Raw genomic sequence first — 26757 nt, 5'->3', positions numbered from 1 at the left:
GCTCCGCCTGGCGGCCGGCGTGACCCGCATGGTGGCGCTCGCCGCGCCGCTGGGAATCGGCGCCCTGGTCTGGCTGGCCGCCGGCCCGGTCGCGGCGATGACGGCAACCGTGGTCGCCGGCTGCCTGTACCGCGCGGCCCGCCACACCCGGCGCCGACGCCACGCGGCGCAGGTGCGGGTCCAGGCCGAGGACTTCCTCGCCACCTTCTCCGCCGAACTCGACTCGGGCGGTGCACCCGAGGCCGCCCTGCGCTCCGCGGCGCGTGGCATGGTCTCGGACACCACGGCACGCGGCGCGGCAACACGGGCCGCGCGCAGCGCCCGGACGGCACGAAACCGCACAGTCGGCCCGGCCAGGGCCGGGCCCCGATCGGAGTGGACACCGCTCGGGCGGTTGGCGGTGCAACTCGCGGACGCGGACGATCCGAGCAGTGTGCTGTGTCGGGCCGAAGCGGGATCGATCCGTCAACTGGGCATCGCCTACCGGGTCTGCATCCGGGCCGGCGCCCGCCTGTCGCCGGTCACCGAGATGCTCGCCACGCTTGCCCGCGCGGACGCCGTGCGCGCCGAGGAGCTCGCCACCGCCCTGGCCGGCCCCCGGTCCTCCGGTCGGTTGGTCGCCGCTCTGCCGGTCTTCGGGATCGCGCTCGGCTCCCTCGCCGGCGCCTCCCCTCTGCACACCCTGCTGACCACCCCGGCCGGTGTGGCCTGCCTGCTGCTCGGCGGGCTAGCCGATCTCGTCGGCCTGCGCTGGTTGCGGGCCTTCGCGGATGGTGTGGAACGCCGCGCCGCGCCGACCGCCATGGATGCTGCCGGGTCGGGCGATCCCGCCGGTGTGACGCGGCGCGGTGCCGGGCGGCGGCAGGCACGCCTGCTCGCCGATCTTCCGCTCGCGCTCGACCTGATCGCGGTGGCGCTGCGCAGCGGGGCGACGCTCAGCGCGGCTTTCATGACCGTCGGTGCTGCCAACGGTGGGGCGCTGGGGGGCCAGCTACGCGCCGCGGCACGCGCGCTGGCGGCCGGTGCGGATGTGCCCACGGCCTGCGCCGAACTGGTGGCTGCGACCCGTCCACGGCACCGGATCGACCTGCTCGGCCGGTGGGTGTCACCCGGGCCCCGGGGTTCGCCGCACGCCCGATGGCCGGCGATGGCCCAGACGGCTGTCACCGCCTTCGACCGAGCACACCGTTCCGGTGCCCGGCCGGCCGCGGCCCTGACCCGGCTGGCCGAGCGGGCCCGCGCCGAGGCCCATGCGGAGACCATCACCGCGGCCCGTCGGGCCGGTGTGCTCGCCGTGGTACCGCTCGGCCTCTGCTTTCTGCCTGCCTTCCTGCTGCTCAGCGTCGTTCCCGTCGTGCTCGGCACCCTGCCGGAGCTGCTGCCGGCCTGACGTCCGGCCCCGGCCTGGGGCTGTGCCCACCCGGCCTGCGTGGATCCATCGTCCTGCCCTGACCCCGCTCGGAGGACTCCCATGTCAACCTCACCCGGCCCGTTCCCCCGTCGCACCTCGGCCCACGCAGTGCTCGGTCGCGCGCTGGTCGCCTGGTGGCGCGGTCCCCGCGAATGGCGCGACCGGGGCATGTCCACCGCCGAGTACGCGGTGGGCACCCTCGCCGCCGTCGCGTTCGCAGGTGTGCTCTACGCGGCCGTGACCAGCTCGGCGGCCCGTTCGGCGGTCGCCTCGCTCGTGCAGCGCGCCCTGGCGGGGTCGTTCTGAGCCGCACCGCCCGTGGTGTCCTCGGCCCGGCCCGGCGACCACGGTCCACTCCCCACATCGGCGACGACCGTGCTGGCGACGACCGCGGTCAGGCCACCGCGGAACTTGCGGTCGGGCTGCCGTCGCTGGTGGCCGTATTCCTGCTCGCCGCCTGGATGCTCGCCGTCATGTTCGGCCAGGGGCGCTGTGGTGACGCGGCCCGGATCGGGGCCCGGCTCGCGGCCCGCGGCGAGTCTGACGCGATCGTGGCCGCCACGGTGACCCGGGCAGCGCCCCCGCACGCCAGCGTTCGGGTGTCCCGCCATGACGGGCTCGTCGACGTCGAGGTGTCGGCGACCATCGGCGCGAGTGCCCTGGGACGTCTCGCCCCGCGACAGGTCGTGTCCGCGCGTGCCGTCGCGGCGGTCGAACCGAGCCTGCCAGCCGGCAGCGGCGACGGTCCATGAGCCGCTCTCGCTGCCAGCAGCCGGTGGTCCTGTCGGCCGGCCAGGACGATGACCCCGCGGACACCGGTTCGGCCACCGTCTGGCTGCTCGCTCTGCTGTTCGCGCTGATGTGGCTGGCCGGTATCGCCTTCACGGTGGCCACGATCGGCGCGGCACGGACCCGGGCCGCGACGGCTGCCGATCTTGCCGCCCTCGCCGCCGCCGGTCTGCCCCCGGTCGATCCCGACGCGGCCTGCGCCCGGGCCACGCAGGTCAGCGAGGCGGACGGGGCCCGTCTGGTCGAGTGTCGCATCGTCGCCGACGCGGTCGAGGTCGCCGTCCGCGTCCCGGTGCCCGTTGCCCTCGGCATCCGCGCCGAGGTCGCCAGCCGGGCCCGGGCCGGACCGTGGGGACGCGCCCCCGGGGTGTACCAGCCGATCCTCCATCGCCGCCGACGGGAGGGGCCGGGCTCAGGAACGGATATCGGCGCGGGTGGCCGCGTCGCGTCCGGTGGACTCGGTGGACTCGGCGGCGGGCGCCCGGTTGCCGCGCGCGAGGTCGGCGACCCTGGCCACGATCCGGTCACCACGGCGCGGATGGGTGGTCGGCCGCGGCCGGGTCGCGGCGGCTTCCGGGCGAACGTCGTCCGCGACCGCCCGGGACGGGGTCGGCACCCGCTCGGCGGCCCGGCTGATGGCAGGTTCGGGCTTCTCGGTGCGGCTACGAACCTGCTCGGCCCGCGAGGCAGCGGGCTGCGCCGGCGCGTCAGCGGCCGTAGTGGCCGCGATCGGTGGCCCGTCCACGCCGTTGTCGGTCCGCCGCCGGCCCGCGGCCACCGCCGTGCCCATGGCGGGAGCCGCGGCGCTGGCGCTGGGACGCGCCGATGCGACGACGGGCTCGGGGCGCGACGCCGCCATGACGGCCGGAGCGGGTCGCGACACAGCCGCGGTGGTGGCGGGAACGGGACGGGTCGGCGCGGTGGTGGCGGGACGGGACGGCGCGGTGGCGACGGGGGGCGGTACCGCGCGGGTCAGTGCGGCGAGGTCGCGCTCCCGCTGCCGCTGGATCCTGCGGCGGTTCCGGTCACGCGCCACGCCGTGCAGCAACAGCTGCACTCCGGCGATCATCAGCATGCCGGTGGCAAGCCCGAGAACGAACAGTCCCCAGATATCGAACGACAGGGTCTGACCCATGATCATAACGTCGGTATGGCCGCTGTTCTCCAGCACGAGATCCGCGGTGAAGACGCCTGCCACCAGCAACACCACAACACCGATGGTTACCACCGAGACCTCCAGAACCATCCGCGGGAGCGGGACCCGCTGCGCAGTACAGTCGATCTCGGCCTACCCCGGTCACCCCGCCGCGCAACCACGAAGACCCACGGCAACTACCGAAGGCTCAGCGTGATCCGCGTTTCAGGCAATCGGTGCTCAGGTGATCGGTGCTCAGGTGACCAGCTCGGTGATTGCCGTGAGCAGCCGCGCTGCCGCCGCCTTGTCCAGTGGCTCGTTTCCGTTGCCGCATTTGGGCGACTGGACGCAGGACGGGCAGCCCGCCGGGCATTCGCAGGCCCGCACGGCGTCCCGGGTCGCGGCAAGCCACGCCCCGAACCGCAGAAAACCGCGTTCGGCGAAACCCGCGCCGCCGGCGTGGCCGTCATAGACGAACACGCTGGTGCGTCCGGTGTCGGGATGCAGATCGGTCGACACACCGCCGATGTCCCAGCGGTCGCAGGTCGCGAACAGCGGCAGCAGTCCGATCGCCGCGTGTTCGGCGGCATGTACCGCCCCCGGCACCTCGGTGGGGGTCACGGCGGCGTGGGCGAGCAGATCGTCGGTGACCGTGTACCACACGCCGCGGGTCCGCAGCTGCCGCGGCGGCAGGTCCAGCGGTTCCTGGCCGAGGACCTCGCCGGTCGCGACGATCCGCCGCTGATAGCCGACGACCTGGCTGGTCACCTCGACCACCCCCAGGTGCACGGCCACGTCCGCCACGGTCCGCTCCCGGGTGGACGCCACGATCCGGATGTCGGTGTGCTCCCGGGCGATCGTCGTCCAGGCCGGCGACTCCTCGTGGACGAACGCGACCGACTCGTCGAGGTCGAGCTCGTCGACCACATAGCTCGACCCCTGATGCAGGTAGACCGCACCGTGATGCACCGACGTGTGGGCCGCCGCGGCGTCCACGGTGCCGAGCAGGCGGCCGGTCGAGGCCTCCACGATCCGCACCGGCGGGCCGCCCGTGCCGCGGATGTCGACGTCTGGCCGGGTCCGTTGCGTCCAGTACCAACCGGTGGGGCGGCGCCGCAGCCGGCCGCGGCGGACCAGGTCATCCACGACCCGCGTCGCCGCCGGGCCGAACAGCTCGAGATCGGGCTCGGCCAACGGCAGCTCGGCGGCCGCGCATTCCAGGTGCGGGCCCAGCACGTAGGGGTTGTCCGGGTCGAACACGCTCGCCTCCACCGGTCGGCCGAAGACCGCTTCCGGATGGTGGACGAGGTAGGTGTCCAGCGGATCGTCCCGGGCGACGAGCACCGCCAGCGATCGCCGCCCGTCCCGGCCCGCACGGCCCGCCTGCTGCCACAGGGACGCAAGCGTCCCCGGGAAACCGGCGGTGACCGTTGCGTCCAGGCCGCTGATGTCCACCCCGAGCTCGAGGGCCGAGGTGGCGGCGACCCCCAACAGCTCCCCCGTGCGCAGCGCCCGCTCCAGCTCACGGCGCTCCTCCGGCAGATAGCCGGCCCGGTAGGCGGCGATCCGGTCCGCAAGATCGGCCGCGACCAGACCGAGCTCCCGGCGAGCCCCCACCGCAACCACCTCAGCCGCCCGGCGGGACCGCACGAACACCAGCGTGCGCACGCCCTGGGCGACGAGGTCCGCCAGCAGGTCGGCCGCCTCGGCGGTGGCCGACCTGCGCACCGGCGCACCGTTCTCCCCGTCCCCGGCCGCCCCGCCACCGTTATTACTGTCGTACGCAGCGTCGCCGTAGGCACCGTCGTCGTAGGCACCGTCGTCGCCATGGACGCCGCCGCCGACGTGGCTCGCCGCGGGGGGGCTTGTCCGGGGTGGCCTCGTCCACAGCAGCGGCGGTTCGTAGAGCACGAAGTCCATCGGGCCGCGCGGGGCGCCATCGCCGTCCACTACCTCGACATCGAGCCCGGTGAGCCGGCCGGCCGACGTGCCCGGGTCCGCAACGGTCGCCGAGGCGAGCAGGAACACCGGCTGCGCACCGTAACGGGCGCAGATCCGCCGCAGCCGGCGGATCACGGCCGCCACATGCGCGCCGAAGACGCCCCGGTACCCGTGACACTCATCAATGATCACGAACCGCAGGCCGCGCAGGAACTGGGCCCACTGGCGGTGCCGCGGCAGGATCCCACGGTGCAGCATGTCCGGGTTCGTCAGGACCAGACCGGCATGTGCCCGCACCCAGTCCCGTTCGGCGGCCGGCGTGTCGCCGTCATAGGTGGCCGCCCGCACGGCCACCCGCAGCGCCCGAACCGCGCGCAGCTGGTCGTGGGCGAGGGCCTTCGTCGGGGACAGGTACAGGGCCCGGGCGGACGGCTCGGCGAGCAACCGGGACAACACCGGCATCAGATAGCCCAACGACTTGCCCGACGCGGTGCCCGTCGCCAGCACGACGCTGTGCCCCGCGTACGCGGCCTCGGCCGCGGCGGCCTGATGCGTCCATGGCTCATCGATGCCGGCGGCCACCCACCGGCCGCGCAGCACCGGATCGACCCACTCCGGCCACGGCGCACGCTGCCCCGCACGGGCCGCGACCGGCTCCACATGGGTCATACATCGGGCCCGGCGCACGTCGGCGCGCAGCTCGGCCAGGACGGTCTCCCCGCCGCCCGGGCGAACGTCCCCCGGGCGACCGTTCTCGCCGTCCTCGGCGACCGGAGAATCCACGATCGCCAAGAATATGCGCCGCTGCCACCACCATCGCCGCAGAGACGGACGACGGGGCCTCATCCACGGGACAACCCGACCCTCCACGACGAGCCCGAACCGCGGACCGCCCCCTGACAGACAAGATCGGGGATAGATTTCGAGCAGACGTCATCGACGACGCCGCGGGGACGCCCGGATCTGCGACCTGTGTCGTGGGCCACCGGATTGATCCCTGCCGTGGGAGGGTAGTGGCGCCCTGACGTCGGTCTCCCATTACATGGGAGATACTGTGACATTGAGTCACCATCGGGACACCAATGCATCGTCGACGCACCATCGAGACACCGACGCACCACTGAGACACCGACGCACCACTGAGGCACCAAGGAGGACCCGTGGACCTGTCCCTCACGACTCGCCAGGAAGGCAACCACACAGTCGTGGTGGTGGGCGGCGAGATCGACGTCTACACCGCGCCGAAGCTGCGTGAACAGCTGATCGACCTGGTCTCCGGCGGGTCGTACCACCTCGTCGTGGACATGGAGGGTGTCGAGTTCCTCGACTCGACCGGTCTCGGCGTCCTCGTCGGCGGACTCAAGCGGGTTCGCGCGCATGACGGGTCACTGAGCCTGGTCTGCACCCAGGAGCGCATCCTCAAGATCTTCCGGATCACCGGTCTGACGAAGGTGTTCCCGATCCACTCCTCCGTCGAGGACGCCCTCGCCGCGCACGAGTAAGCCAGTCGGACATCACGCCTCGGAAAGGCAGGCATACCGTATGCCCACCGTTGAGCTGCGGTTCGCCGCCCTGAACGGGCACGTCCGCACCGCTCGGATGATCGCCACGGCGGTCAGTCGGCGCGCGGGAGTCCCCGCCGGCGCTGCCGATGAGATCAAGCTGGCGGTCACGGAGGCATGCGCCCGGGCGGTTCGGGTCAACCGCCGACACGCGCCACAGGCGCCGGTGCATGTGGCGCTCACCGAGACGCCCGACTCGTTCACCATCACCGTCGCCGACCGTGGCCAGACGGGCGACGAAGTGGCCCCCGGCCCGGATGGCGGGCTGGTCACCGCCTCCACCCTGCTCGACCTCGAGCCGGACTCGGCCGCGCCGCCCTGGTGGTCCGAGCCGGCCGAGGAGGACGTGGCCGGAGACAGCGGCGGCTTCCCGCCCGGGCTCGGGCTTGCTCTGATCGAAGGACTGGTCGACGAGGTGCAGATCAGCCGCGGTGCCGACGGGGTCGGCACCGTCGTCGCCATGACCTGGCACACCGGCCCTGCGGTCGAGCCGGCCAAGCCCCTGCTCTGACCCATCCTCACCCCAGGCCACCCAGATGGCCCGATCACGTCGCCGCTCGATCACGTCGCCGACGTCCTGTACGGCCGGACGCTGCGCACAGTTCGGTCGAACCGGTACCCAGGCCCACGAGAGTCTCGCCTGCCGCCGCAGGTGGAGGGTTGTTCGGGAATTTCGGCTCGATTTTCCGAACAACCCTCCACCTGGCACCGAAAATCCCTTGGCAGCCAGCGATCCGAGCCCAGTTTTATAGATAAATTGTAACATTTATGAGGAAAACGGTACATTTTCTGCCACGGCTTCCTGCCGCCCCGATTACAAGCCCCAAGAAGCATGGCGGCAGACACGACAACAAGCGCGCGGCGGTGGCACGCGCCGTGGCGTTCGGCCGCCACAGCGGAAAATCGCCAAAAATGCAGCGCACATCACACCGCGATGGATAGACTCCCCGGCATCTCACCTGGACCGATCCAGGCCGCGTGAGATGCCGTTGTGCTCCCCGATCGACCCGCCGGAATTTCTCAAAGCAGGGTAATTCAGACGGTTTCTCCGGACGTCGCCGGATGCGATGCCCGGCCGCCGATGTTCCGTACCGCCGGGCAGTTCCTACCGAACGCCGGCGGCCGTTCCATACCGGTGGAGGGTGCACAGAGCAGACCCGGGAGGAGCCATGTCCCCGATCCACGGCCTGGCGGTCGAGGGAAGCGGAACAGATTTCGGCGGCGAATCGGTCGGGCTGGTGACCGGTGTGGCGACCGTCGGCGCGCTGGCCCTGGTCGTGGCCGGCTACCTGGCCCGTGAGGTGCTGAAGGCGGATCCCGGCACGCCGCGGATGATCGAGGTCGGCCGGGCGGTGCAGGAGGGTGCCGCAGCCTATCTACGCCGCCAGTTTCGCACTCTTGCCGGCTTTGTCGTCGTCATTCCGTTCGTCCTGCTACTGCTGCCAGCGGATGACACCGGAGCCCGCCTCGGCCGCTCGGTGTTCTTCGTGGTGGGCGCACTGTTCTCGGCGCTGGTGGGATTCGTCGGCATGTCGCTGGCCACCCGGTCGAACACTCGCACGGCCGCCGCGGCAATGACTCACGGTGAACGGGCGGCGGTGCGGATCGCGTTTCGCACCGGCGGCGTGGTCGGTATGTTCACGGTCGGACTGGGGTTGCTCGGGGCGGCCGTGGTCGTGCTCGCGTTCCGGGACACCGCGCCGCAGGTCCTTGAGGGTTTCGGGTTCGGCGCGGCCCTGCTGGCGATGTTCATGCGGGTGGGCGGGGGTATTTTCACAAAAGCGGCGGACGTCGGCGCCGACCTGGTCGGCAAGGTCGAACAGGGAATCCCCGAAGACGATCCTCGTAACGCCGCAACCATCGCCGACAACGTCGGCGACAACGTGGGTGACTGCGCAGGTATGGCGGCGGACCTGTTCGAGTCCTACGCGGTGACCCTGGTCGCGGCGCTGATTCTCGGGGTGAGTGCCTTCGGGGAGCGCGGTCTGGTGTTTCCGCTGCTGATTCCGGCCGTCGGCGTGGTGACGGCGGTCATCGGGATCTTCGCGGTGTCCCCGCGGTCGCGGGACCGCGACGGAATGGCCGCGATCAACCGTGGGTTCTTCATCTCGGCTGTGGTGTCGGCGATCGGCGCGGTCGTGGTGGCGGTGACCTATCTTCCGGGCAGCTTCGCCGAACTGCCCGGGCTCGCGGGCAGCACCCAGTCGGGTAATCCCCGGGTGATCGCCGCCAGTGCCGTGCTGATCGGCATTGCGCTCGCCGCCGCCATCCAGGTGCTGACCGGGTACTTCACCGCGACGAACCGGCGGCCGGTGCGCGACATCGTCCGAGCCTCCATCACCGGCCCGGCGACGAACATCCTGGCGGGTATCGGCGTGGGCCTGGAATCCGCGGTCTACTCGGCGCTGCTCATCTGCGCAGCGGTGTTCGGTGCCTATCTACTGGGCTCCGGCAGCGTGACGATCGCGCTGTTCGCCGTGGCACTGGCCGGCACCGGGCTGCTCACCACGGTCGGCGTGATCGTGTCGATGGACACCTTCGGCCCGGTCAGCGACAACGCCCAGGGCATCGCCGAGATGTCGGGTGATCTCGACGAGGCCGGCGCGGCCATTCTCACCTCGCTGGACGCGGTCGGCAACACCACGAAGGCCATCACCAAGGGCATTGCGATCGCGACGGCGGTGCTGGCGGCGACCGCCCTGTTCGGCTCGTTCACCGACACCGTTTCGACGGCGCTGGCGGACGCGGGCGCACGCGCCGAGGACGGACGCGGTCTGGTCGGCGGGTTGAACATCGCCTACCCCGACGCTCTGGTCGGCCTGATCATCGGCGCGGGCGTGGTCTTCCTGTTCTCGGGCCTGGCGATCAACGCGGTCGGGCGGGCGGCGGGACGGGTGGTGCTGGAGGTACGCAACCAGTTCCGGACCAGGCCCGGAATCATGACCGGGACCGAGCGGCCCGACTACGGCGCGGTGGTTGACATCTGCACCCGTGACTCGCTGCGGGAGCTGATCACGCCGGGCACTCTGGCGGTGCTCGCGCCGATCGCGGTCGGCTTCGGCCTCGGTTACCCCCCGTTGGGGGCGTTCCTCGGCGGTGCGATCGCCGGCGGCGTGCTGATGGCCGTGTTCCTCGCCAACTCCGGCGGAGCCTGGGACAACGCGAAGAAACTGGTCGAGGACGGCAGTCATGGCGGTAAGGGCTCCCCGGTCCACGAGGCAACTGTGATCGGAGACACAGTTGGTGATCCCTTCAAGGACACCGCGGGTCCGGCGATCAACCCGCTGCTCAAAGTCATGAACCTGGTGAGTCTACTGATCGCACCGGCAGTGGTGAAGTACTCCGTGGGCACAGATCGCAACACTGCGCTACGGGTCGCCATCGCCCTGGTCGCGGTGGCGGTGATCGCGACCGCGATCATCCTGTCCCGCCGGCGCGGTCGCGGGAGCATGCAGGATCCTCCGGTCGAGCAGCCGACCCCGCGCGATCCGGAGACGATCAGCGCCTGAGTGGCCTTCCCACCCCGCCCACCGATCAACAACCCGCCGGTCACCGACCGGCGGACGGGGCGCGGCATCGGTGGCCGGCCGGACCCGCGGGCCGAGCCGGCATCTCCCACAAGCGGCCATATATGGCTACCGAAAGTAATGAACCCGGCCCGGCTACTGGCCGCCTGACGTCGGCGTGTTACACCGTCGTGCGGGCCCTGACGGGCCGTCGAGGCGTGAGCGTGAATGCGATGGGTAGGCGTCGGACCACGAAGCCCATACCCGGACAGGAAGCTCCGTGGGGCCCGGCAGCGGCGTACGGTGCAGCGTGGCACCGCCTCCGCTCCGGCGGGGTTCCACTCGACCAGCAGCCGCCGGACGCCCGCCCGTTGTCCACGCCCGACCCAAGCACCACGTGCCGCCCGAGCAACATCCGCCGTATCCGGGACCTACAGTCCACTGGGGCGACCTACGCTCCGGTTGCCAGCCGACCAGCTCGCCAGCCGACCAGCTCGCCGGACGAGCACGCCGGTGAGCACGCCGCACGAGCATGCGCACGCCGCACCGAGGAGAGAAGTGCCACCGCGCACGAACACGACGACACGGACGCCCCGGGCGACCACCCGGTCCTCCCCTCCCGTCCCCGAGCCCAGCGAGCCCGCAGCGACCGACCGTTCCGTGACCGGGACGAGCGGTGCCGCCGGCGGCGCGGATGCCGGCATGCCCACGCCCGGCACCGGTACCCGCCTGGTGATCGTGGAGTCGCCGGCGAAGGCAAAAACCATTGCCGGGTACCTCGGGCCGGGCTGGCAGGTCGAGTCGAGCATCGGGCACATCCGGGATCTTCCACGCAGTGCGGCCGATGTCCCGGCCGCGCACCGGGGAAAGCCCTGGGCCCGCCTCGGCGTGGACGTCGACAACGACTTCGAGCCGCTGTATGTCGTCTCTCCGGATAAGAAGCTGCAGGTCAGCAAGCTCAAAGCGCTGGTGAAGGATGCCAGCGAGCTCTACCTCGCGACAGACGAGGACCGCGAGGGCGAAGCGATCGCGTGGCACCTGCTGCAGACGCTCAAGCCGACGGTGCCGGTCAAGCGGATGGTCTTCCACGAGATCACCCCGCAGGCGATCCGCCGCGCGGTCGACAACCCCCGCGAGATCAACGAGAACCTGGTCAACGCGCAGGAGACCCGGCGCATCCTGGACCGGCTCTACGGCTACGAGGTCTCCCCCGTGCTGTGGAAGAAGGTCATGCCGAAGCTTTCGGCCGGCCGGGTGCAGAGCGTTGCCACCCGCGTGCTGGTGGAGCGGGAGCGGGCCCGGATGCGGTTCCGCTCGGCGGAGTACTGGAACATCGAGGGTGTCTTCGGGGCCACCGTCGCCCGCGCCGCCGGGGTGAGCGGGGTGGAACGCACGCCGCTGCCGGCGACCCTGGTCGCCCTGGACGGCGCCCGGATCGCGACCGGCCGGGACTTCTCCCCCATCGGCGAGCTGACCACGGCCGGCGTCACCCGGCTGGACGAGTCGGGCGCCCAGGCGCTCGCCGAACGTCTCGCCGACGCCGCGTTCGCCGTGCGCTCGGTGGAGACCAAGCCGTACCGCCGCTCGCCGTACCCGCCGTTCATGACCTCGACGCTGCAGCAGGAGGCCGGGCGCAAGCTGCGCTACTCCAGCCAGCGCACGATGCAGATCGCGCAGCGGCTGTACGAGAACGGCTACATCACCTACATGCGTACCGACTCGACGAACCTGTCCGAGACCGCGCTGACCGCGGCCCGCGCGCAGGCCGAGACGCTCTACGGCGCCGAGTACGTCCCGGCGCAGCCCCGGACCTACACCAAGAAGGTCAAGAACGCGCAGGAGGCGCACGAGGCGATCCGACCCGCGGGAGATCATTTCCGCACCCCGGGGGACGTGCGCGGCGAGCTGGATGCCGACTCCTACCGCCTGTACGAACTGATCTGGCAGCGCACGGTCGCCAGCCAGATGGCCGATGCCCGCGGCACCTCCGCCACGATCCGCCTCGGCGCGACGTCCTCGACCGGCGAGAACGCCGAGTTCTCCGCATCTGGCAAGGTCATCACCTTCCCCGGTTTCCTGCGCGCCTACGTCGAGGGCGCCGACGACCCGGACGCCGAGCTCGAGGACCGCGAACGGCGTCTGCCGGACGTCCGGCAGGGCGACGCGCTCACCGTCCGGTCACTGACCCCGCGCGGGCACGCCACCAGCCCGCCGGCCCGGTTCACCGAGGCCAGTCTGGTCAAGACGCTCGAGGAGCTCGGCATCGGCCGGCCGTCCACCTACGCCTCGATCATCGGCACCATCCAGGACCGCGGCTACGTGTGGAAGAAGGGCTCGGCGCTGGTCCCGAGCTTTGTCGCGTTCGCCGTCGTCGGCCTGCTCGAGGATCACTTCGGCCGGCTGGTCGACTACCGCTTCACCGCGACCATGGAGGACGATCTCGACGAGATCGCCGCCGGCACCGCCGCGTCCACCGACTGGCTCACCCGGTTCTACTTCGGCAACGGCTCCGCCGCCGACACCGCTGCCGACGCGGGTCTCAAGACGCTGGTCAGTGAACGGCTCGGCGAGATCGACGCGCGCGAGGTGAACTCGATCCCGCTCGGCCCGGCCGAGGACGGCGCGACCGTGGTCGTCCGGGTCGGGCGGTACGGCCCCTACGTGCAGCATGGCGAGGGCCGCGCCAGCGTCCCGGAAGATCTTGCCCCCGATGAGCTCACCGTCGCGCACGCGCTTGAACTGCTGGCCGCACCCAGTGGTGACCGGGTGCTCGGCACCGATGCGGCCACCGGCGCGACCATCACCGCCAAGGCCGGCCGCTTCGGCCCCTACGTCACCACCGACACCGATCCGCCGCGCACGTCCAGCCTGCTGCGCACCATGTCGCTGGAAACACTGACCCTCGAGGACGCGATCCGGCTGCTGTCCCTGCCGCGCAGCCTCGGCCCCGCCGAGGACGGCGAGGAGATCACCGCCCAGAACGGCCGGTACGGCCCCTACGTCAAAAAGGGCACGGAAAGCCGTTCGCTCGAGTCCGAGGAGCAGCTGTTCACCGTCACCCTGGACGAGGCGCTGGCACTGCTCGCGCAGCCCAAGGCCCGTGGACGCCGCCAGGCCGCGGCAACACCGCCGCTGCGTGAGCTCGGCGCCGACCCGGCCAGCGGCAAGCCGATGGTCGTGCGGGAAGGGCGGTTCGGTCCGTACGTGACCGACGGGGAGACCAACGCGAGCCTGCGCAAGGGTGACGCCGTCGAGACGATCACCGATGCCCGGGCCGCCGAACTGCTGGCCGACCGCCGGGCCCGCGGTCCGGCCACCCCCCGGCGCACCACCCGCACCACCACGAAGTCCGCCGGCACCGCCAAGACCGGCACCGCCAAGACCGGCACCGCGAAAACCGGCACCGCGAAGGCCAGGGCGACGAAGACGACCACTGCCAAGGCCGCGAAGAGCGACCCTGCCACGGGCGACGAGGACGGGTCCGCCTCGGCGCAGACCGGAGCCACCAAGGCCAGCACGAAGGCCGGCACGAAGGCCGGCACGAAGAAGACAACCGCGGCGAGGACGGGCACCGCGAAGTCGGCCGCCGCGAAGACCGGTGCGGCGAAGACGGGAACGGCGCGCGCCCGCAAGGCCGCCGATGCCGGGGCAGCCGACGCGGGGCCCGCGGCCAGCGGTGGTGACGATGGGGGCGGCGCGCCGGAGGCGGTCGCCGGTGACATCCGTCAGGACCGCTGATGGCCCCGCCGATCGGCCGGTTCCGGGGATCGGCCGACCCGGCGGACGCCGAGTCGGCCGATCCCCCGCCTGCCGACCCGGCCGGTCAGCCCGGACCGGCGAACCCGGCCGGTGGCCGGGCGCCCCGGTGGCACCGGGTGCGGTTGTGGACGGGGCGCACACCCAACCGGCATCCGGTCACCACGGTGCCGAGTCCGCCGCCGCGCCAGGGTGGTGACGACAGCGACATTCTCGCGGTGCTGCGCATCCCGGCGTTTCGCCGGATGTGGATCCAGCTCAGTCTCTCCAGCCTCGGTGACTGGATGGGTCTGCTCGCGACCACCGCGCTCGTCACCCGGCTGCAGGACAGCTTCTCCGGGCAGGCCTACGCGGTCGGCTCGCTGCTGATCGTCCGCCTGATGCCGGCGGTCGTTCTCGGGCCGCTGGCCGGCGCGATCGCCGACCGGCTCGACCGGCGCCTCACGATGGTCGTCACCGACGTGATCCGGTTCGGCCTGTTCGCGTCCATTCCGCTCATCGGCACGCTCGAGTGGCTGCTCATCGCCTCGTTCCTGGTGGAGGCGGTGACCCTGGTCTGGGCCCCGGCCAAGGACGCGAGCGTGCCGCACCTGGTGCCACGCGAGCGGCTCGCCGCCGCGAACACGCTCAGCCTGATCATGACGTACGGCACGGCTCCCCTGGCCGCCGCGATCTTCACCCTGCTGGCGACGATCTCCCGGATGCTCGGCCCGAGCGTGTCGTTCTTCCGCGACTCGTCCGTCGATCTTGCGTTGTACTTCAACGCCGCGACGTTCCTCGGCTCGGCCATCGTGATCTGGGGACTGCGCGGAATCGGCCGGGTGGAACGGCCCGAGACGTCCGGTGCCGAAGCCGGCTTCCTCGCCTCGATCACCGAAGGTTGGCGGTTCGTCGGCCACGACCGGCTGGTCCGCGGTCTGGTGGTCGGCATCCTCGGCGGGTTCGCCGGTGCCGGCTGCGTGATCGCACTGGGTCGGCTGTATGTCGAGATCCTCGGTGGCGGTGACTCGGCGTACGGCGTGCTGTTCGGCGCCGTTTTCATCGGCCTGGCCAGCGGGATGGCCGCCGGTCCGAAACTCCTCGGTGACTACAGCCGGACCAGGCTGTTCGGGGTGTGCGTGACCGGCGCCGGGATCACCCTGATCGTCGTCGCGGTCATCCCGAACCTGGTGATCGCCTGCATCCTGGTCGTCGCGGTCGGCGCCTTCGCCGGGGTCGCCTGGGTCACCGGCTACACGCTGTTGCAGGCAGAGGTCTCCGACGAGCTCCGTGGTCGGACGTTCGCGCTGGTCCAGTCGCTGGTACGGATCGATCTGCTGCTGGTGCTCGCCGCCGCGCCCGCCCTGGTCGGGCTGATCGGTTCGCACGGCATCCACCTGTTCGGCAAAATCACTGTACGTGCGGACGGCGTCACCGTCGTACTGCTCTGCGGCGGTCTGCTCGCCGTGGCCGTCGGCCTGTTCGCCTACCGACAGATGGACGACCGGGTCGGTGTGGCCGTCTGGCCCGAGCTGTGGGCCGCGCTGCGGGGGCGCCGGCCGGCACCCGCGCGGCCCCGTCACGGTGGGCTGTTCATCTCCGTGGAGGGCATCGAGGGCGCCGGACGGTCCACCCAGATCAGACTGCTGCGCTCGTGGCTGGCCGAGCACGGCCGGGAGGTCGTCGCGACCACCGGCACCGGCGCCACCGAGACCGGCGCAAGCCTGCGGGCCCTGCTGTTCGACCCGGCCCGGCGCCTGCACGCCCGCACCGAGGCGTTGCTGACGGCCGCCGACCGCGCCGAGCAGGTCGCCCGGGTCATCGAACCGGCGCTGGCGCGCGGCGCGGTGGTCGTCACCGACCAGTACGTCGATGCCTCGATCGCCTTCGCCGATCCGGCCCGCGGCGTCGAGTCCGACGAGCTGGCCCTGCTGGCCCAATGGGCGACCCAGGCCCTCGTCCCCGATCTGACGGTTTTGCTGGACCTGCCGGCCGACGTCGCCCAGGCCCGCGACCCCGCCCTGGCCGCGCATCCCGGTCCCCACCCCGTCGTTCCCCGCCAGGGCAGGCCCGACCGCGCCGGCCCGGATGACACCGGCCCGGAGGACACGGGACCCGGCGAAATCGGAGCGGGCGACACCGGAATCGACGACACCGGCGGTGACACCATTCGTGCCGACCAGCGTGGGACGGACACCGTCGGGCCCGGCGCGGTGAGCCCGGAGATCCTGGCGCACCACCAGCGGGTCCGGGAGGGCCTGCGTCGACGGGCTCGGCAGGCCTCCTCGCGCTATCTGGTCGTTGACGCGAACCGCCCGGTCGAGGAGATCCACGCCGAGATCCGGGCGGCGGTGTCCCGCCGGCTCGTCCGCGAGGCCGTGTCCGTCCCGGCCTGACCGGCGGAGCATGATGGTGTGGTGAGCGTCTGGGACGCCCTGGTGGGCCAGGATTCCGTGGTCGCCACTCTGCGTGCGGCGGCGGACGCCGCAACCCTTGTGCTGGCTCCGACGTCTTTACTGATGGACGGCGCCGCCGAGGCGGACGTGGTGCCGGACCCCACCGGTCCGGGGCCTGGCACCGGGTCCGCTGCGCCCAGCCCCGCTGCCGGCGCGTCGGCAGGGCCCTCCCGGTCGGGGATGACGCATTCGTGGTTGTTCACCGGGCCGCCGGGGGTCGGGCGGGAGCAGGCCGCGCGGGCGTTCGCGGCGAGCCTGACCTGCGAGCGGCAGCCACCCGGCTGCGGCGAATGCGTCGGCTGCCACACGGTGCTGACCGATACTGCCACCGACCTGCGGACCGTCACCCCGGAGGGGTTCTCCCTGGGGGTGAAGGACATCCGGGCGCTGGTGCGGGATGCCGCGAGCGCACCGACCGCCGGACGCTGGCGCATCCTGCTGCTCACCGACGCCGACCGGCTCACCGAGGCAGCGGCGAACGCACTGCTCAAGGCGTTGGAGGAACCGGCGGAACGGGCGGTGTTCCTGCTGTGCGCACCGTCGGTGGAGGATGTTCTGCCCACGATCCGGTCCCGGTGCCGGACGGTCGCACTGCGGCTGCCCGCAGCCGCCGACGTGCGCGCCATGCTGATCCGCGAGGGCGTCGACGAGCGGTCCGCGGACGTGGCTGCCCGGGCGTCCCAGGGGCATCTGGATCTGGCCCGCAGACTGGCCGGCGACGAGGCCGCCCGGGCCCACCGGGAGGCGGTGCTGCGTATTCCCGCCCGCCTGGGCCGGGTCGGGGCGTGCCTGGCCGCGGCCGCGGACCTGGTCGAGGCCGCGAACGCCGATGCCGAGGCGGCCAACTCGGCGCGGGACGAGGTCGAGACGGAGGCGCTCAAGACCGCGCTCGGTGTCGGTGCCACCGCGGTCGGGGGCAGATCCCGCTCGGCGAAGGCGTCGAAGGCCGGGGCGAAGGGTCGCACCATGGTCGTGCGCGGCGCCGCGGGAGCGCTCAAGGAACTTGAGCGTAACCAGAAGAGCCGCGGGCGACGCACTGTACTCGACACCCTGGACCGGGCCCTGGTCGATCTTGCCGGGCTGTACCGCGACGTGCTCGCCGAGCAGCTCGGCGCGACCGTCGAGTCGATCCATCCCGACCACGCCGCCGAGGCCGCCCGGCTGGCCGCCGCCGCCACGCCCGAGCAGACCCTGCGTCGGCTCGAGGCGGTCCTGGCCACCCGCACGGCACTCGCCGACAACCCCGGGCTCGTCCCGCTGCTCGCCGTCGAGTCGCTCACCCTGGCGCTGCGCGACGCCTGAGGAAAGCCGGCCGCCGGCGGCCGGACCGGCTGGCGGCCGGAACCACTGGCGGCTGCCGCGAACCGGCAGCTGGCACGAAGGATCAGGCCTATTGTGATCGGATGGCCGGCCCCGCGAACATCCCGCGTGGAGGTGACGGCGGATGCCGATGATGTGCGCCGTGGCGTTCTCCCCACGCGGGAAGCTCTACTACGCCGATCCCGGCAGTCTCACGCCGCACGTCGGTGAGCGGGTCCTGATGCCCACCGATGACGGTCCCGAGGTCGCCATCTGTGTGTGGGCCGCCCAGTGGGTGTCGGAGGACGTCGGCGAGCTGCCGGTGCTGGCGGGCCTGGCCGGCCAGGACGAGCTGCGCCGGGCGGAGCTGTCCCGACGCAGACGGGCCCGGGCCCGGGTGGCCGCCCGCCGCCTCGCCCGCGAACACGACCTGCCGATGAAGATCGTCGGGGTGGATCACGTCCCGGAGACCGGCGGCTACACGATCTATTTCACCGCGGAGGGCCGAGTGGACTTCCGCATGGTGGTCCGCGACCTGAACCGGACGCTCGGGGCCCGGGTGCGGCTGCAGCAGCTGTCCGCCCGCGACAGCGCACGGCTTCAGGGTGGCATCGGTTCGTGCGGGCGTGACCTGTGCTGCGCGACCTTTCTGACCGATTTCGAACCGGTGAGCCTACGCCTGGCGAGGGATCAGAACCTCGCGCTCAACCCCATGCGTATCACCGGCGCCTGCGGTCGGCTGATGTGCTGCCTGCGCTACGAGCATCCGCTGTACGAGGAGTTCACCCGGGCGGTACCCGCCGTCGGCGCGCGGGCCTGCACGCCGAGCGGTGCGGGCCGGGTAGTGCGCCACGACGTGCCCCGCGAACAGGTGGTGGTCGCTCTGGACGAGGGCGGCCGGGTCGCCTGCGAACGGGCGGCGGTCTGCCCGTCCCGGCAGGCCCATGAGGCCGCCCATCCACCGCCCGGACCGCTCGCCGCGCCGCAGGCCGCACCACCCGCCGGACCGATGCAACCCGATCACGGGTCGAAGCGGTAGCCCATCCCGCGCAGGGTGGTGACCAGCCGACGCTGCGGCGGACGTCCCTCCACCTTGGTGCGGACCCGGCGGACATGCTCGGTGACGGTCGCCGGATCCTGGAACCGGGTTCCCCAGACCTGCTCGAGCAGCTCCTCGCGGCTGAACACCCGCCGCGGATGGCGGGCGAGGAAGGCCAGCAGCTCGTACTCACGGGCGGTCAGATCGATCCGCTCACCGGCGACGGCGACCTCACGGGCCCGCAGATCGATCGACACGTCCCCGTAGATGAGCGGATCGTTGCCGTCACCGGCCCGCTGCGGCGGCGGCTCGGTCGGCCGGCGACGCAGCCGTGCCCGGACCCGGGCGACCAGCTCCCGCAGCGAGTACGGCTTCACCACGTAGTCGTCCGCGCCGAGCTCGAGGCCGACCACCCGGTCGACCTCCTCAGCGCGCCCGGTGAGCATGATCACCGGAACCTCGCTGGTCTGGCGCAGGCGGCTGAGCACCGCGAAGCCGTCCATCCGTGGCATCGCGACGTCCAGCACGACGAGATCGATCTCCGTGGTCTGGAACAGCCGGAGGGCGGCCTCACCGTCCGCCGCCTCCAGCACGCGATAGCCGAATCTCTCCAGGCTGCGCGCGAGCGCCACCCGCGATGCCTCATCATCTTCGGCGACGAGAAGAGAGGCTCCTCGCGTCGTCGCTGCAGGCGCAGCGTCCCCAGCCCCGGTCATGGAGCGAAACCCTACGCATCCTCTCCGGAACCACTGCGACCGGGGTGGGGATTTGCACCGTTCGACAGTCCAGAGGTGCGAATTTGTAACATCTAGCTCATAGATCCGGGACTCTTCGCTAGAGAACGGCCACCTTCGGCCACGAACATGACGCTGCGTGCACGACAGCTTCGCACCGTTTCCGCATCGCGGCGGCACACCGCCGCCCGCGTCCCGACCACGAACCCGCGGCGCCCGCGAACTCTCGACCACCGTCGACGCCGACGCCGACGCCGAACCATCGACCCCTCCGCGGCCGACCGGCCGCGCGGTCTGGCATACTCGAGCACGGTCAGCGCTTCCTGACCGTTCGCCGGAGTAGCTCAGTGGCAGAGCAATCGCCTCGTAAGCGATAGGTCGCGGGTTCAATCCCCGCCTCCGGCTCACACCCCGTCATACCAGGGGCTTCCTGCGTCGGTTACCGGCCGCGTCGGTAGGTCACCATTTGTGGTCCGGTCACCTGGTCACCTGGCGGTGTGGCCGGAGCCTGGTCGCAGGCCGCGACGTTCGCTGTCAGCCACATGATCGGCCGCAACTCTTCGCGCCCCCCGCCCCGAAGTCCCGGCGGCCCCGCCCGCTTCGCGGGTCACCGTGGACCTGCCGACCAACAGCGCGTGTCTCGCGTCGGCCGCCCATCCGCACATGACATACCGTAGCCATCCGAACGTCCGACGTGTCCCTCGTCGCTCGCCGTCGCCGACCTGGCGCTTCGGCGGCGAACCCGCGCCACGACCGTGACCGGCGACGGTGGCCCGGTCGCCGTTCTCCCCACCGGGACGAAACGCCCGCCGCATCCGGCAGAGCGACCAGCGCCAGCGACGCAGACAACCGACACAACCGATAGGGCGCAACCGCGACGGAACCACCCTAAGCAAGCGGGCGGCATCCAGAAGTATCTCTCGGGTGGACTGGAGAAGATCCTTCCGGCAGCGACACCACCCCCGTCACACCCCGCAACCACTCCCAGGGCAGGATCCGCCTACCCGGGTCGCCGCGGCGGGCAGAACGACACCGATGACACCACGGCGACCCAGACAGCCCTCGCCCATCCGCCCATCGGATAAAGGGCACACAATGTGGCTACGTCGGGTGACAAGCCAGGCCGAGAAGCGCACGGCCCACCCAGGTCGAGTGAGGCCCAAGACGGCGCCGGCACCCGAAGGGCACCGGGGCCCGAGGGAACGCCTCCTCAGGCGGCCGGCCGGGTGGGCGGGCGGGTGAGGAGGCGTCGCCGAGCCTGGGCGCCGCTCACGCGGACTTCGGCTCGGCCCCCTGGTCGTGCGAGCCGGCTGCCTCGGACTCACGCAGCCGCGTGATCGACAGCAGGATCTCCTTCTCCGCGTCGCCCCGGTCCACCCAGGACGCGCCTTCGACCGACTTGCCGGGCTCCAGGTCCTTGTAGACCTCGAAGAAATGCTGGATCTCCAGCCGGTCGAACTCCGGCAGGTCACGCAGATCGCGCAGGTGCTCCTGCCGGACGTCACCGACCGGCACGCACAGGACCTTGTCGTCCGGGCCCTTCTCGTCGGTCATCTCGAACATGCCGATGGTCCGACACCGCACCAGGCAGCCCGGAAAGGTCGGCTCCTCCAGCAGGACGAGCGCGTCCAACGGGTCGCCGTCCCGCCCGAGCGTCCCCTCGATGAAGCCGTAGTCCGAGGGGTAGTGGGTGGAGGTGAACAGCATCCGGTCCAGCCGGATCCGCCCGGTGTGGTGATCCATCTCGTACTTGTTGCGCTGCCCCTTGGGGATCTCGATGGTCACATCGAACTCGAGGTCCACTCCGCTCCCTGTCTCCTTCATGATCGGGCACGTCCGGACCGTTCCGGACGGCTGACGCGTGTGCACTGCCTGACGTGCGCCGGCCCACGGCGACTGCCGGGCAGCCGGTCGACACCGGTCGGGCATCGCGGACGATGACCGCAGCCCACCCAGTGTCCCGGAAGCCACCGCCAACCCGAACCACGCGGTCGGCATCACCACAGCCGCACCGCTGGTTCATCGGTCCACCGTCATGGTGCGGGCACACGCCGACACCGACGCCGGTGAGGACGGCGAGCGGACGCGTGCCGCAGGCCGGTGCATCGGGCACCCGCCAACGACCCGCTCAGGGGGGCGGGCTACCGCCTCACCCCATACGGTGACCTCGCGCCATACGGTGACACAGTGGCCCGGCATCCGCCACCGCGGGCGCCGGGGCGCACATCGGCCGCTGCGGGTCCGGCCCGGACGCACCCGGGCAGGTGACGTACCGCCCACCCTCCCGGGCAGTGGGTGGGTCGCGTCCGGGATCGGTTGCGTAGTGTTCACGATGTGACGTCAGCCGCGTCCGTCGCCCGGGTCGGGAGCCTTACCGCGATCGCCGGAGCCCTGCTCGCCGGCTCGCTGAGCGCCGCTCCCACCGCTGGTTCCGCCGTGCCTCCCGGGGCCGGGCCGAACCGTCCCGGCGTCGCCGTTCTCGCCGGCCTCGATCCGGCCGCGGCAGGCGCCAGCCCCGCGGTCGTCGCCGCCCGCCTCGGTCCGAGCCTGAGCGACCCGCTGCTGGCCGGACCGGCCGCCTACGTCGTGGACGCGCTGACCGGTCAGGTGCTGCTCGACGTCCGCGGCCAGGTGCCGACCATGCCGGCGTCCACCCTCAAGATGGCGGTGGCCACCGCCGCGCTCGCCACCTTCGGCGACACCCGGCTGCGGACATCCGTGTCCTACAGCCCGCCGGCCGGCGGTGCCCCGACGGCGCCGGGCGGCACGCTGTGGCTGGTCGGCGGTGGCGATCCGACGCTGACGGCGGCACCGGCGATCGGCCCCGACGTCTACCCGGTGCCCGCGCGCCTCGGCGATCTCGTCGCGCAGGTCCGGGCGGCGGGCATCACCTCCGTGGCCCGGGTGGTCGGGGACGCCTCGCTGTTCACCGGCCCGGACCGGGCCCCCGGATGGCGCGACAACTACGTGACCGACGGGGACGTGGAGCCGGTGTCGGCGCTCACCGTGGACGCCGGCCGCGCGGCGCCCGGGGCGACCGGACCGCGTTCCCCGCTGCCCGCCGCCACGGCGACGGCGGCGTTCGCGGGGGCTTTGGCCGGCGCGGGCATCCAGGTCGGTGCCGTGGGCCTGGGTCCCGCCGAGCCGTCCGCACGCCGGGTCGCCGCGGTGGACAGTCCGCCGGTGCGGCTGCTCGTCGAGAAGATGCTCGCCGAGTCGGACAACGATCTGGCAGAAAGCCTCGGGCGGCTGCTCGCCCGCCACCGGGGCCAGCCGGCATCGTTCGACGGGGCCACCCGGGCCGTCACCGACACGCTCACCGAGCTGGGCACGTCCACCGCCGGAATGTCCATCTCCGATGTCAGCGGCCTGTCGACGAACGACCGGGTCCCGCCGGCCACCCTCGTCGCGCTGTTGCGGTCGGCCGCGCGGACCGCGGACCGTCCGGCGTTGCGCTCCCTGCTGACCGGCCTGCCCGTCGCCGGGTTCTCCGGCACCCTGGCCGACCGGTACGGCACCCGCGAGAGCGCGGCCGGCGCGGGCCAGGTCCGGGCCAAGACCGGTACCCTGCGCAACGTCACCGGCATCGCCGGCCAGGTCGTCGACGCCGACGGCCGGCTGCTGCTGTTCGCCTTCCTGTCGCCGGCCGAGGAGGCCGGCACGACCAAGGCCGCGCTCGACCGGGTCACCTCGGCGCTGGCCGGCTGTGGCTGTCGCCCCGCACCGAGCGCCGTCAGCAACCCGCCGGGTCGCTAGGCGCCGGCCGGATCGCCCCGCCCGGGACGAGTGACGTTTGGCCGCCGGAGCCGTTGCGGCGCCGGACTTCGGGCGCCGGACTGACCCGACGCGGCGGCAGAGTACGGGCCGGCCCGGTACGCTCGGATTCGTGGATGCCGACCTGGTCGACTGGGAACTCGCCGTGACGACGGCGAAGAAGCTGGTCCGCCCCGGCCCCCAGATCACCCGGGAACAGGCCGCCGACGTCGTCGCCGAGCTACGGCGGTTGGCCGTCGAGGCCGAGCGGCACGTCGAGGACTACACCCATCTGTCCCCGGCCGGCAGGCCCACCCCGATCAACGTCGTCGACCGGCCCGAATGGGTCCGGTCCAACGTCGCCGGTCTGCGGGTGCTCACCACACCGCTGCTGGCCAAGCTGTCCGACCAGGAGCGCGGCCGGTTCTCCGCCGCGGTCGGCCGTCGGGTCACCGGCGTCCAGCTGGGCACCGCGCTGGCGTATCTGGCCGGCAAGGTGCTCGGCCAGTTCGAGGTTTTCCTTCCCCCGGAGGAGTACCTGACCGGTGCGCCCGAAGGCGCCGGCGGCTCGGCTGCGGCCACCGGTCGACTCAGCCTGGTCGCGCCGAACATCGCCCACGCCGAGGCGACGATGGGCGTCGTCCCGCGGGACTTCCGGATGTGGGTGTGCCTGCATGAGCAGACCCACCGCAGCCAGTTCACCGCGGTGCCCTGGCTGCGAGGCCATCTGGAGTCCGAGATCTCCGCGTTCGTCCAGGCCACGGACCTCGATCCGGACGTGCTGGCCGACCGGGTGCGTTCGGCCGTGACAGCCGTGCGCGGCGCCGTGTTCGACCGCGGACCGGACAGCCCCAGCGTGGTCGAGGCCCTGCAGACGCCGGCCCAGCGGGCCGTGCTCGACCGGCTTCAGGCCCTGATGACCCTGCTCGAGGGCCACGCCGACCAGGTGATGGACGCGGTGGGCCCGCGGGTGGTGCCGACCGTGGCCGACATCCGATCCAAGTTCGAGGGCCGTCGGGACGGCGGTTCCCCGATCGACCGGTTCGTCCGCCGGCTACTCGGTCTCGACCTCAAGATGCAGCAGTACCGCCAGGGTGGCGCCTTCGTGCGGGCCGTCGTCTCGGAGGCCGGGGTCGGTGGCTTCAACGTCGTCTGGGAATCCCCGACCACCCTGCCGACCCGGGCGGAGCTCACCGATCCGACCGCCTGGATGCAACGCGTTCTGGGCAGCCGCCCGTCCATCTCGGCGTGAGTCGGCCGGTCCGCGTGCACGCCGATGGCTGTACCGGCCGGCCACGGTCATGACCTCTGCCCTCGCCGGCGGCGACCATCCGGGCCCGATACCCACGGTGGCATCGGCAGGATCACCGTCGGCATCGGCGTCCCCGGCAACACCACCGCCCGCGACCACGCCGGAGAGCGCCCCGCCGTCGGGAGCCGCCCCACCATCGCCGCCCGGCACGACCTCGGCGCCGCGCCGCGCCGGGGCCCGGGAGCCGGGGTTTCGGGCCAGTCGGGCACCCGATCCGGCCGTCGCCGCGGTACGGCTGGCCGTACGCACCGCCATCGCCGACCTTGAACCGGGCGCGCTGGTGCTGGCCGCCTGCTCCGGTGGCCCCGACTCATGGGCACTGACGGCGGCGCTGGCGTTCGTCGCGCCACGCCGGGCCCTGCGCGCCGGATTCCTGATCGTGGACCACGGCTGGGATGTCGCATCCGCGACCCGGGCCGAGCAGGTTGCCGCACGAGGGCGTGAGCTGGGGCTTCACCCGGCCGAGGTGCTCACCGTACGCACCACGCGCTCCGAGGGAGCAGCCCGCGACGCCCGGCGGGCGGCGCTGCTGGAGGCGGCCGAACGGCTCGGTGCCAGCGCCGTCCTGCTCGGACACACCCTCGACGACCAGGCCGAAACGGTCCTGCTGCGGCTGGCTCGCGGATCGGGTGCCCGCTCGCTCGGGGGCATGCGACCGCGTCTGGGTCTGCTGCGCCGCCCGCTGCTCGGCCTACGCCGGGCCGACACCCGGGCTGCCTGTGCGGCTCTGGGCCTCGCCGTCTGGGACGACCCCAGCAACGCCGAACGGACCTTCTCGCGGGCCCGGGTCCGGCACAGTGTGCTGCCCCTGCTGGAGGCCGAACTCGGCCCCGGCATCGCCGAGTCCCTCGCCCGCGGCGCCGACCTGCTGCGCGCCGACGCGGACGCCCTGGATTCCGCTGCCGCGGTGGACTACGCCACGATCGCCAGCCACGGCCTCGACGAGGACGACCTCGAGCCGGCCGGCCGGCCGCGCCGCGGTCAGGTCACCTTCGAGGTTGCCGCGCTGGCCGCGCTGCCCGCCGCGATCCGTGGTCGGGTACTGCGCCGTGCCGCCCTCGCGGTCGGGGCGTCGGCGTCCGCGCTGCGGGCCGAACACGTCTGGGCGGTGCAGGATCTCGTCACCCGCTGGCGTGGCCAGAAGCCGGTGCCGCTGCCCACCGGTGTGCTCGCCCGCCGCTGGGCCGACCGGATCACCCTGACCGGACCGGTGGTTCCGCCCGGCCCGGCCGGCCACCCCGCCGGCGCCATCCGGCTGGCGGGCCCGCACCCGCCGGCCGCCACCGAGTCACCGGGGGCCCGTGCGCTGTCGGGGGACCCTGAGCTGTCGGCGGACCCGCACCTGTCAGGGGACCAGGAGCCGGCATATCCGGAGGAGGACGATGCTGTGAGCCAGGCCGCGACGACGACCCCCGAGGCCGAACATCCCGGGGCCAATCAGCTCGAGAACGGTCATCCGGACATCGACGAGGTCCTGGTGTCCTCGTCCGAGATCGCCGCGAAGATCGCGGAGCTGGCGGCGCGGGTCGACGCCGACTACGCCGGTCGGGAGATCCTGCTCGTCGGCGTGCTCAAGGGCGCCGTGATGGTCATGGCCGACCTGTCCCGGGCCCTGCACGTCCCGTTGACCATGGATTTCATGGCGGTCTCGTCCTATGGTTCCTCCACGTCGTCCTCCGGCGTGGTGCGCATCCTCAAGGACCTGGACCGCTCTATCGAGGGCCGCGACGTCCTTGTCGTCGAGGACATCATCGACTCCGGGCTGACCCTGTCCTGGCTGCTCAAGAACCTGCGTTCCCGGGGCCCGGCGTCGCTGGAGGTCCTGGCGCTGTTCCGCAAGCCCGAGGCGATCACCGTCGACGTGGATGTGCGTTACGTCGGCTTCGACATTCCGAGCGCCTTCGTCGTCGGGTATGGCCTTGACTACTCCGAGTACTACCGGACACTGCCGTTTGTGGGCACCCTGACCGCGGCGGCCATCGAACGCGGCACGCCGACCTGACCGCACGGCCCGGCCGCGACGTCACCCGGAACCACCGTGGTGTCACCCGGAACAACCGGACCGTCACTCGGAACAGCGCAGGC

General features: G+C 72.3%; 17 protein-coding genes, 1 tRNA gene and 1 pseudogene. 15 read left to right on the top strand and 4 right to left on the bottom strand.

The window, feature by feature from the left end; all coding sequences use genetic code 11:
- From ND747_RS02130 to ND747_RS29125, 4 genes and pseudogenes are all read left to right on the top strand, one after another.
- The coding region (locus tag ND747_RS02130) for a type II secretion system F family protein (protein WP_308204541.1) at positions 1-1390 on the top strand (1390 nt) is incomplete at its 5' end.
- 81 nt (positions 1391-1471) lie between these two features.
- The gene (locus tag ND747_RS02125; protein ID WP_251731267.1) at positions 1472-1717 is read left to right on the top strand and encodes a DUF4244 domain-containing protein; all 246 of its coding nucleotides are present in this window, start codon (positions 1472-1474) and stop codon (positions 1715-1717) included.
- The gene (locus ND747_RS02120) at positions 1714-2163 is read left to right on the top strand and encodes a TadE family protein (protein WP_285899844.1); all 450 of its coding nucleotides are present in this window, start codon (positions 1714-1716) and stop codon (positions 2161-2163) included. The genes ND747_RS02125 and ND747_RS02120 overlap by 4 nt, the downstream gene beginning before the upstream one ends.
- Positions 2160-2489: pseudogene (locus ND747_RS29125) on the top strand (Rv3654c family TadE-like protein); the annotation flags it as partial. The gene ND747_RS02120 and the pseudogene ND747_RS29125, both read left to right, overlap by 4 nt.
- A 123-nt stretch (positions 2490-2612) precedes the next feature.
- On the opposite strand, the gene ND747_RS02110 reads toward ND747_RS29125, so the two are convergent.
- Entirely contained in the window at positions 2613-3428 is an 816-nt protein-coding gene (locus ND747_RS02110; protein ID WP_251731264.1) for a hypothetical protein, read from the bottom strand.
- 162 nt (positions 3429-3590) lie between these two features.
- Positions 3591-5945, bottom strand: a complete 2355-nt coding sequence (locus tag ND747_RS02105; RefSeq protein WP_374216124.1) for a DEAD/DEAH box helicase — start codon at positions 5943-5945, stop codon at positions 3591-3593.
- Between the two features lie 491 nt (positions 5946-6436).
- Here ND747_RS02105 and ND747_RS02100 point away from each other — a divergent pair, with 491 nt between their 5' ends.
- The 7 genes from ND747_RS02100 (at position 6437) to ND747_RS02070 (ending at position 18873) form a co-directional block, all read left to right on the top strand.
- Positions 6437-6778, top strand: a complete 342-nt coding sequence (locus ND747_RS02100) for an STAS domain-containing protein (protein WP_251731262.1) — start codon at positions 6437-6439, stop codon at positions 6776-6778.
- 40 nt (positions 6779-6818) lie between these two features.
- The gene (locus ND747_RS02095) at positions 6819-7349 is read left to right on the top strand and encodes an ATP-binding protein (protein WP_251731260.1); all 531 of its coding nucleotides are present in this window, start codon (positions 6819-6821) and stop codon (positions 7347-7349) included.
- Positions 7350-8007: 658 nt separating this feature from the next.
- A complete protein-coding gene (locus tag ND747_RS02090) occupies positions 8008-10347 on the top strand; it encodes a sodium-translocating pyrophosphatase (protein ID WP_251731258.1) in 2340 nt (779 codons plus the stop codon).
- Between the two features lie 555 nt (positions 10348-10902).
- A complete protein-coding gene (gene topA, locus ND747_RS02085) occupies positions 10903-14082 on the top strand; it encodes a type I DNA topoisomerase (protein ID WP_251731274.1) in 3180 nt (1059 codons plus the stop codon).
- Positions 14082-16475, top strand: a complete 2394-nt coding sequence (tmk, locus tag ND747_RS02080; RefSeq protein WP_251731256.1) for a dTMP kinase — start codon at positions 14082-14084, stop codon at positions 16473-16475. The genes topA and tmk overlap by 1 nt, the downstream gene beginning before the upstream one ends.
- 21 nt (positions 16476-16496) lie before the next feature.
- Positions 16497-17837, top strand: a complete 1341-nt coding sequence (locus tag ND747_RS02075) for a DNA polymerase III subunit delta' (protein WP_251731255.1) — start codon at positions 16497-16499, stop codon at positions 17835-17837.
- 142 nt (positions 17838-17979) lie between these two features.
- Positions 17980-18873, top strand: coding sequence for a regulatory iron-sulfur-containing complex subunit RicT (locus ND747_RS02070; RefSeq protein WP_251731253.1), 894 nt, complete (start codon positions 17980-17982; stop codon positions 18871-18873).
- On the opposite strand, the gene ND747_RS02065 is transcribed toward ND747_RS02070, so the two are convergent.
- Positions 18855-19589: a response regulator transcription factor gene (locus ND747_RS02065; RefSeq protein WP_285899834.1), complete on the bottom strand. Its 735-nt coding sequence runs from the start codon at positions 19587-19589 to the stop codon at positions 18855-18857. The two genes, ND747_RS02070 and ND747_RS02065, sit on opposite strands and share 19 nt — an antisense overlap.
- A gap of 351 nt (positions 19590-19940) precedes the next feature.
- Between ND747_RS02065 and ND747_RS02060 the strand changes: the two genes are divergently transcribed.
- Positions 19941-20012, top strand: a tRNA-Thr gene (locus ND747_RS02060).
- 864 nt (positions 20013-20876) lie between these two features.
- On the opposite strand, the gene ND747_RS02055 is transcribed toward ND747_RS02060, so the two are convergent.
- Complete coding sequence (locus tag ND747_RS02055; protein ID WP_251731250.1) at positions 20877-21431, bottom strand: inorganic diphosphatase; 555 nt, start codon at positions 21429-21431, stop codon at positions 20877-20879.
- A gap of 510 nt (positions 21432-21941) precedes the next feature.
- On the opposite strand from ND747_RS02055, the gene dacB reads away from it, so the two are divergent.
- The 3 genes from dacB to hpt all read left to right on the top strand — a co-directional run bounded on the left by dacB (position 21942) and on the right by hpt (position 26674).
- Entirely contained in the window at positions 21942-23363 is a 1422-nt protein-coding gene (gene dacB, locus ND747_RS02050) for a D-alanyl-D-alanine carboxypeptidase/D-alanyl-D-alanine-endopeptidase (RefSeq protein WP_251731249.1), read from the top strand.
- A 130-nt stretch (positions 23364-23493) separates the two neighbouring features.
- Positions 23494-24612, top strand: coding sequence for a zinc-dependent metalloprotease (locus ND747_RS02045; RefSeq protein ID WP_251731247.1), 1119 nt, complete (start codon positions 23494-23496; stop codon positions 24610-24612).
- 295 nt (positions 24613-24907) lie between these two features.
- The gene (gene hpt, locus ND747_RS02040; protein WP_251731272.1) at positions 24908-26674 is read left to right on the top strand and encodes a hypoxanthine phosphoribosyltransferase; all 1767 of its coding nucleotides are present in this window, start codon (positions 24908-24910) and stop codon (positions 26672-26674) included.
- Positions 26675-26757: the final 83 nt, after the last annotated feature.

The sequence above is a fragment of the Frankia sp. R82 genome (assembly GCF_023716925.1).
Classification (GTDB): Bacteria; Actinomycetota; Actinomycetes; order Frankiales; family Frankiaceae; genus Frankia.
The sequence above is the reverse complement of the archived record's forward strand: the minus strand, read 5'-3'. Positions and strand labels throughout refer to the sequence as shown.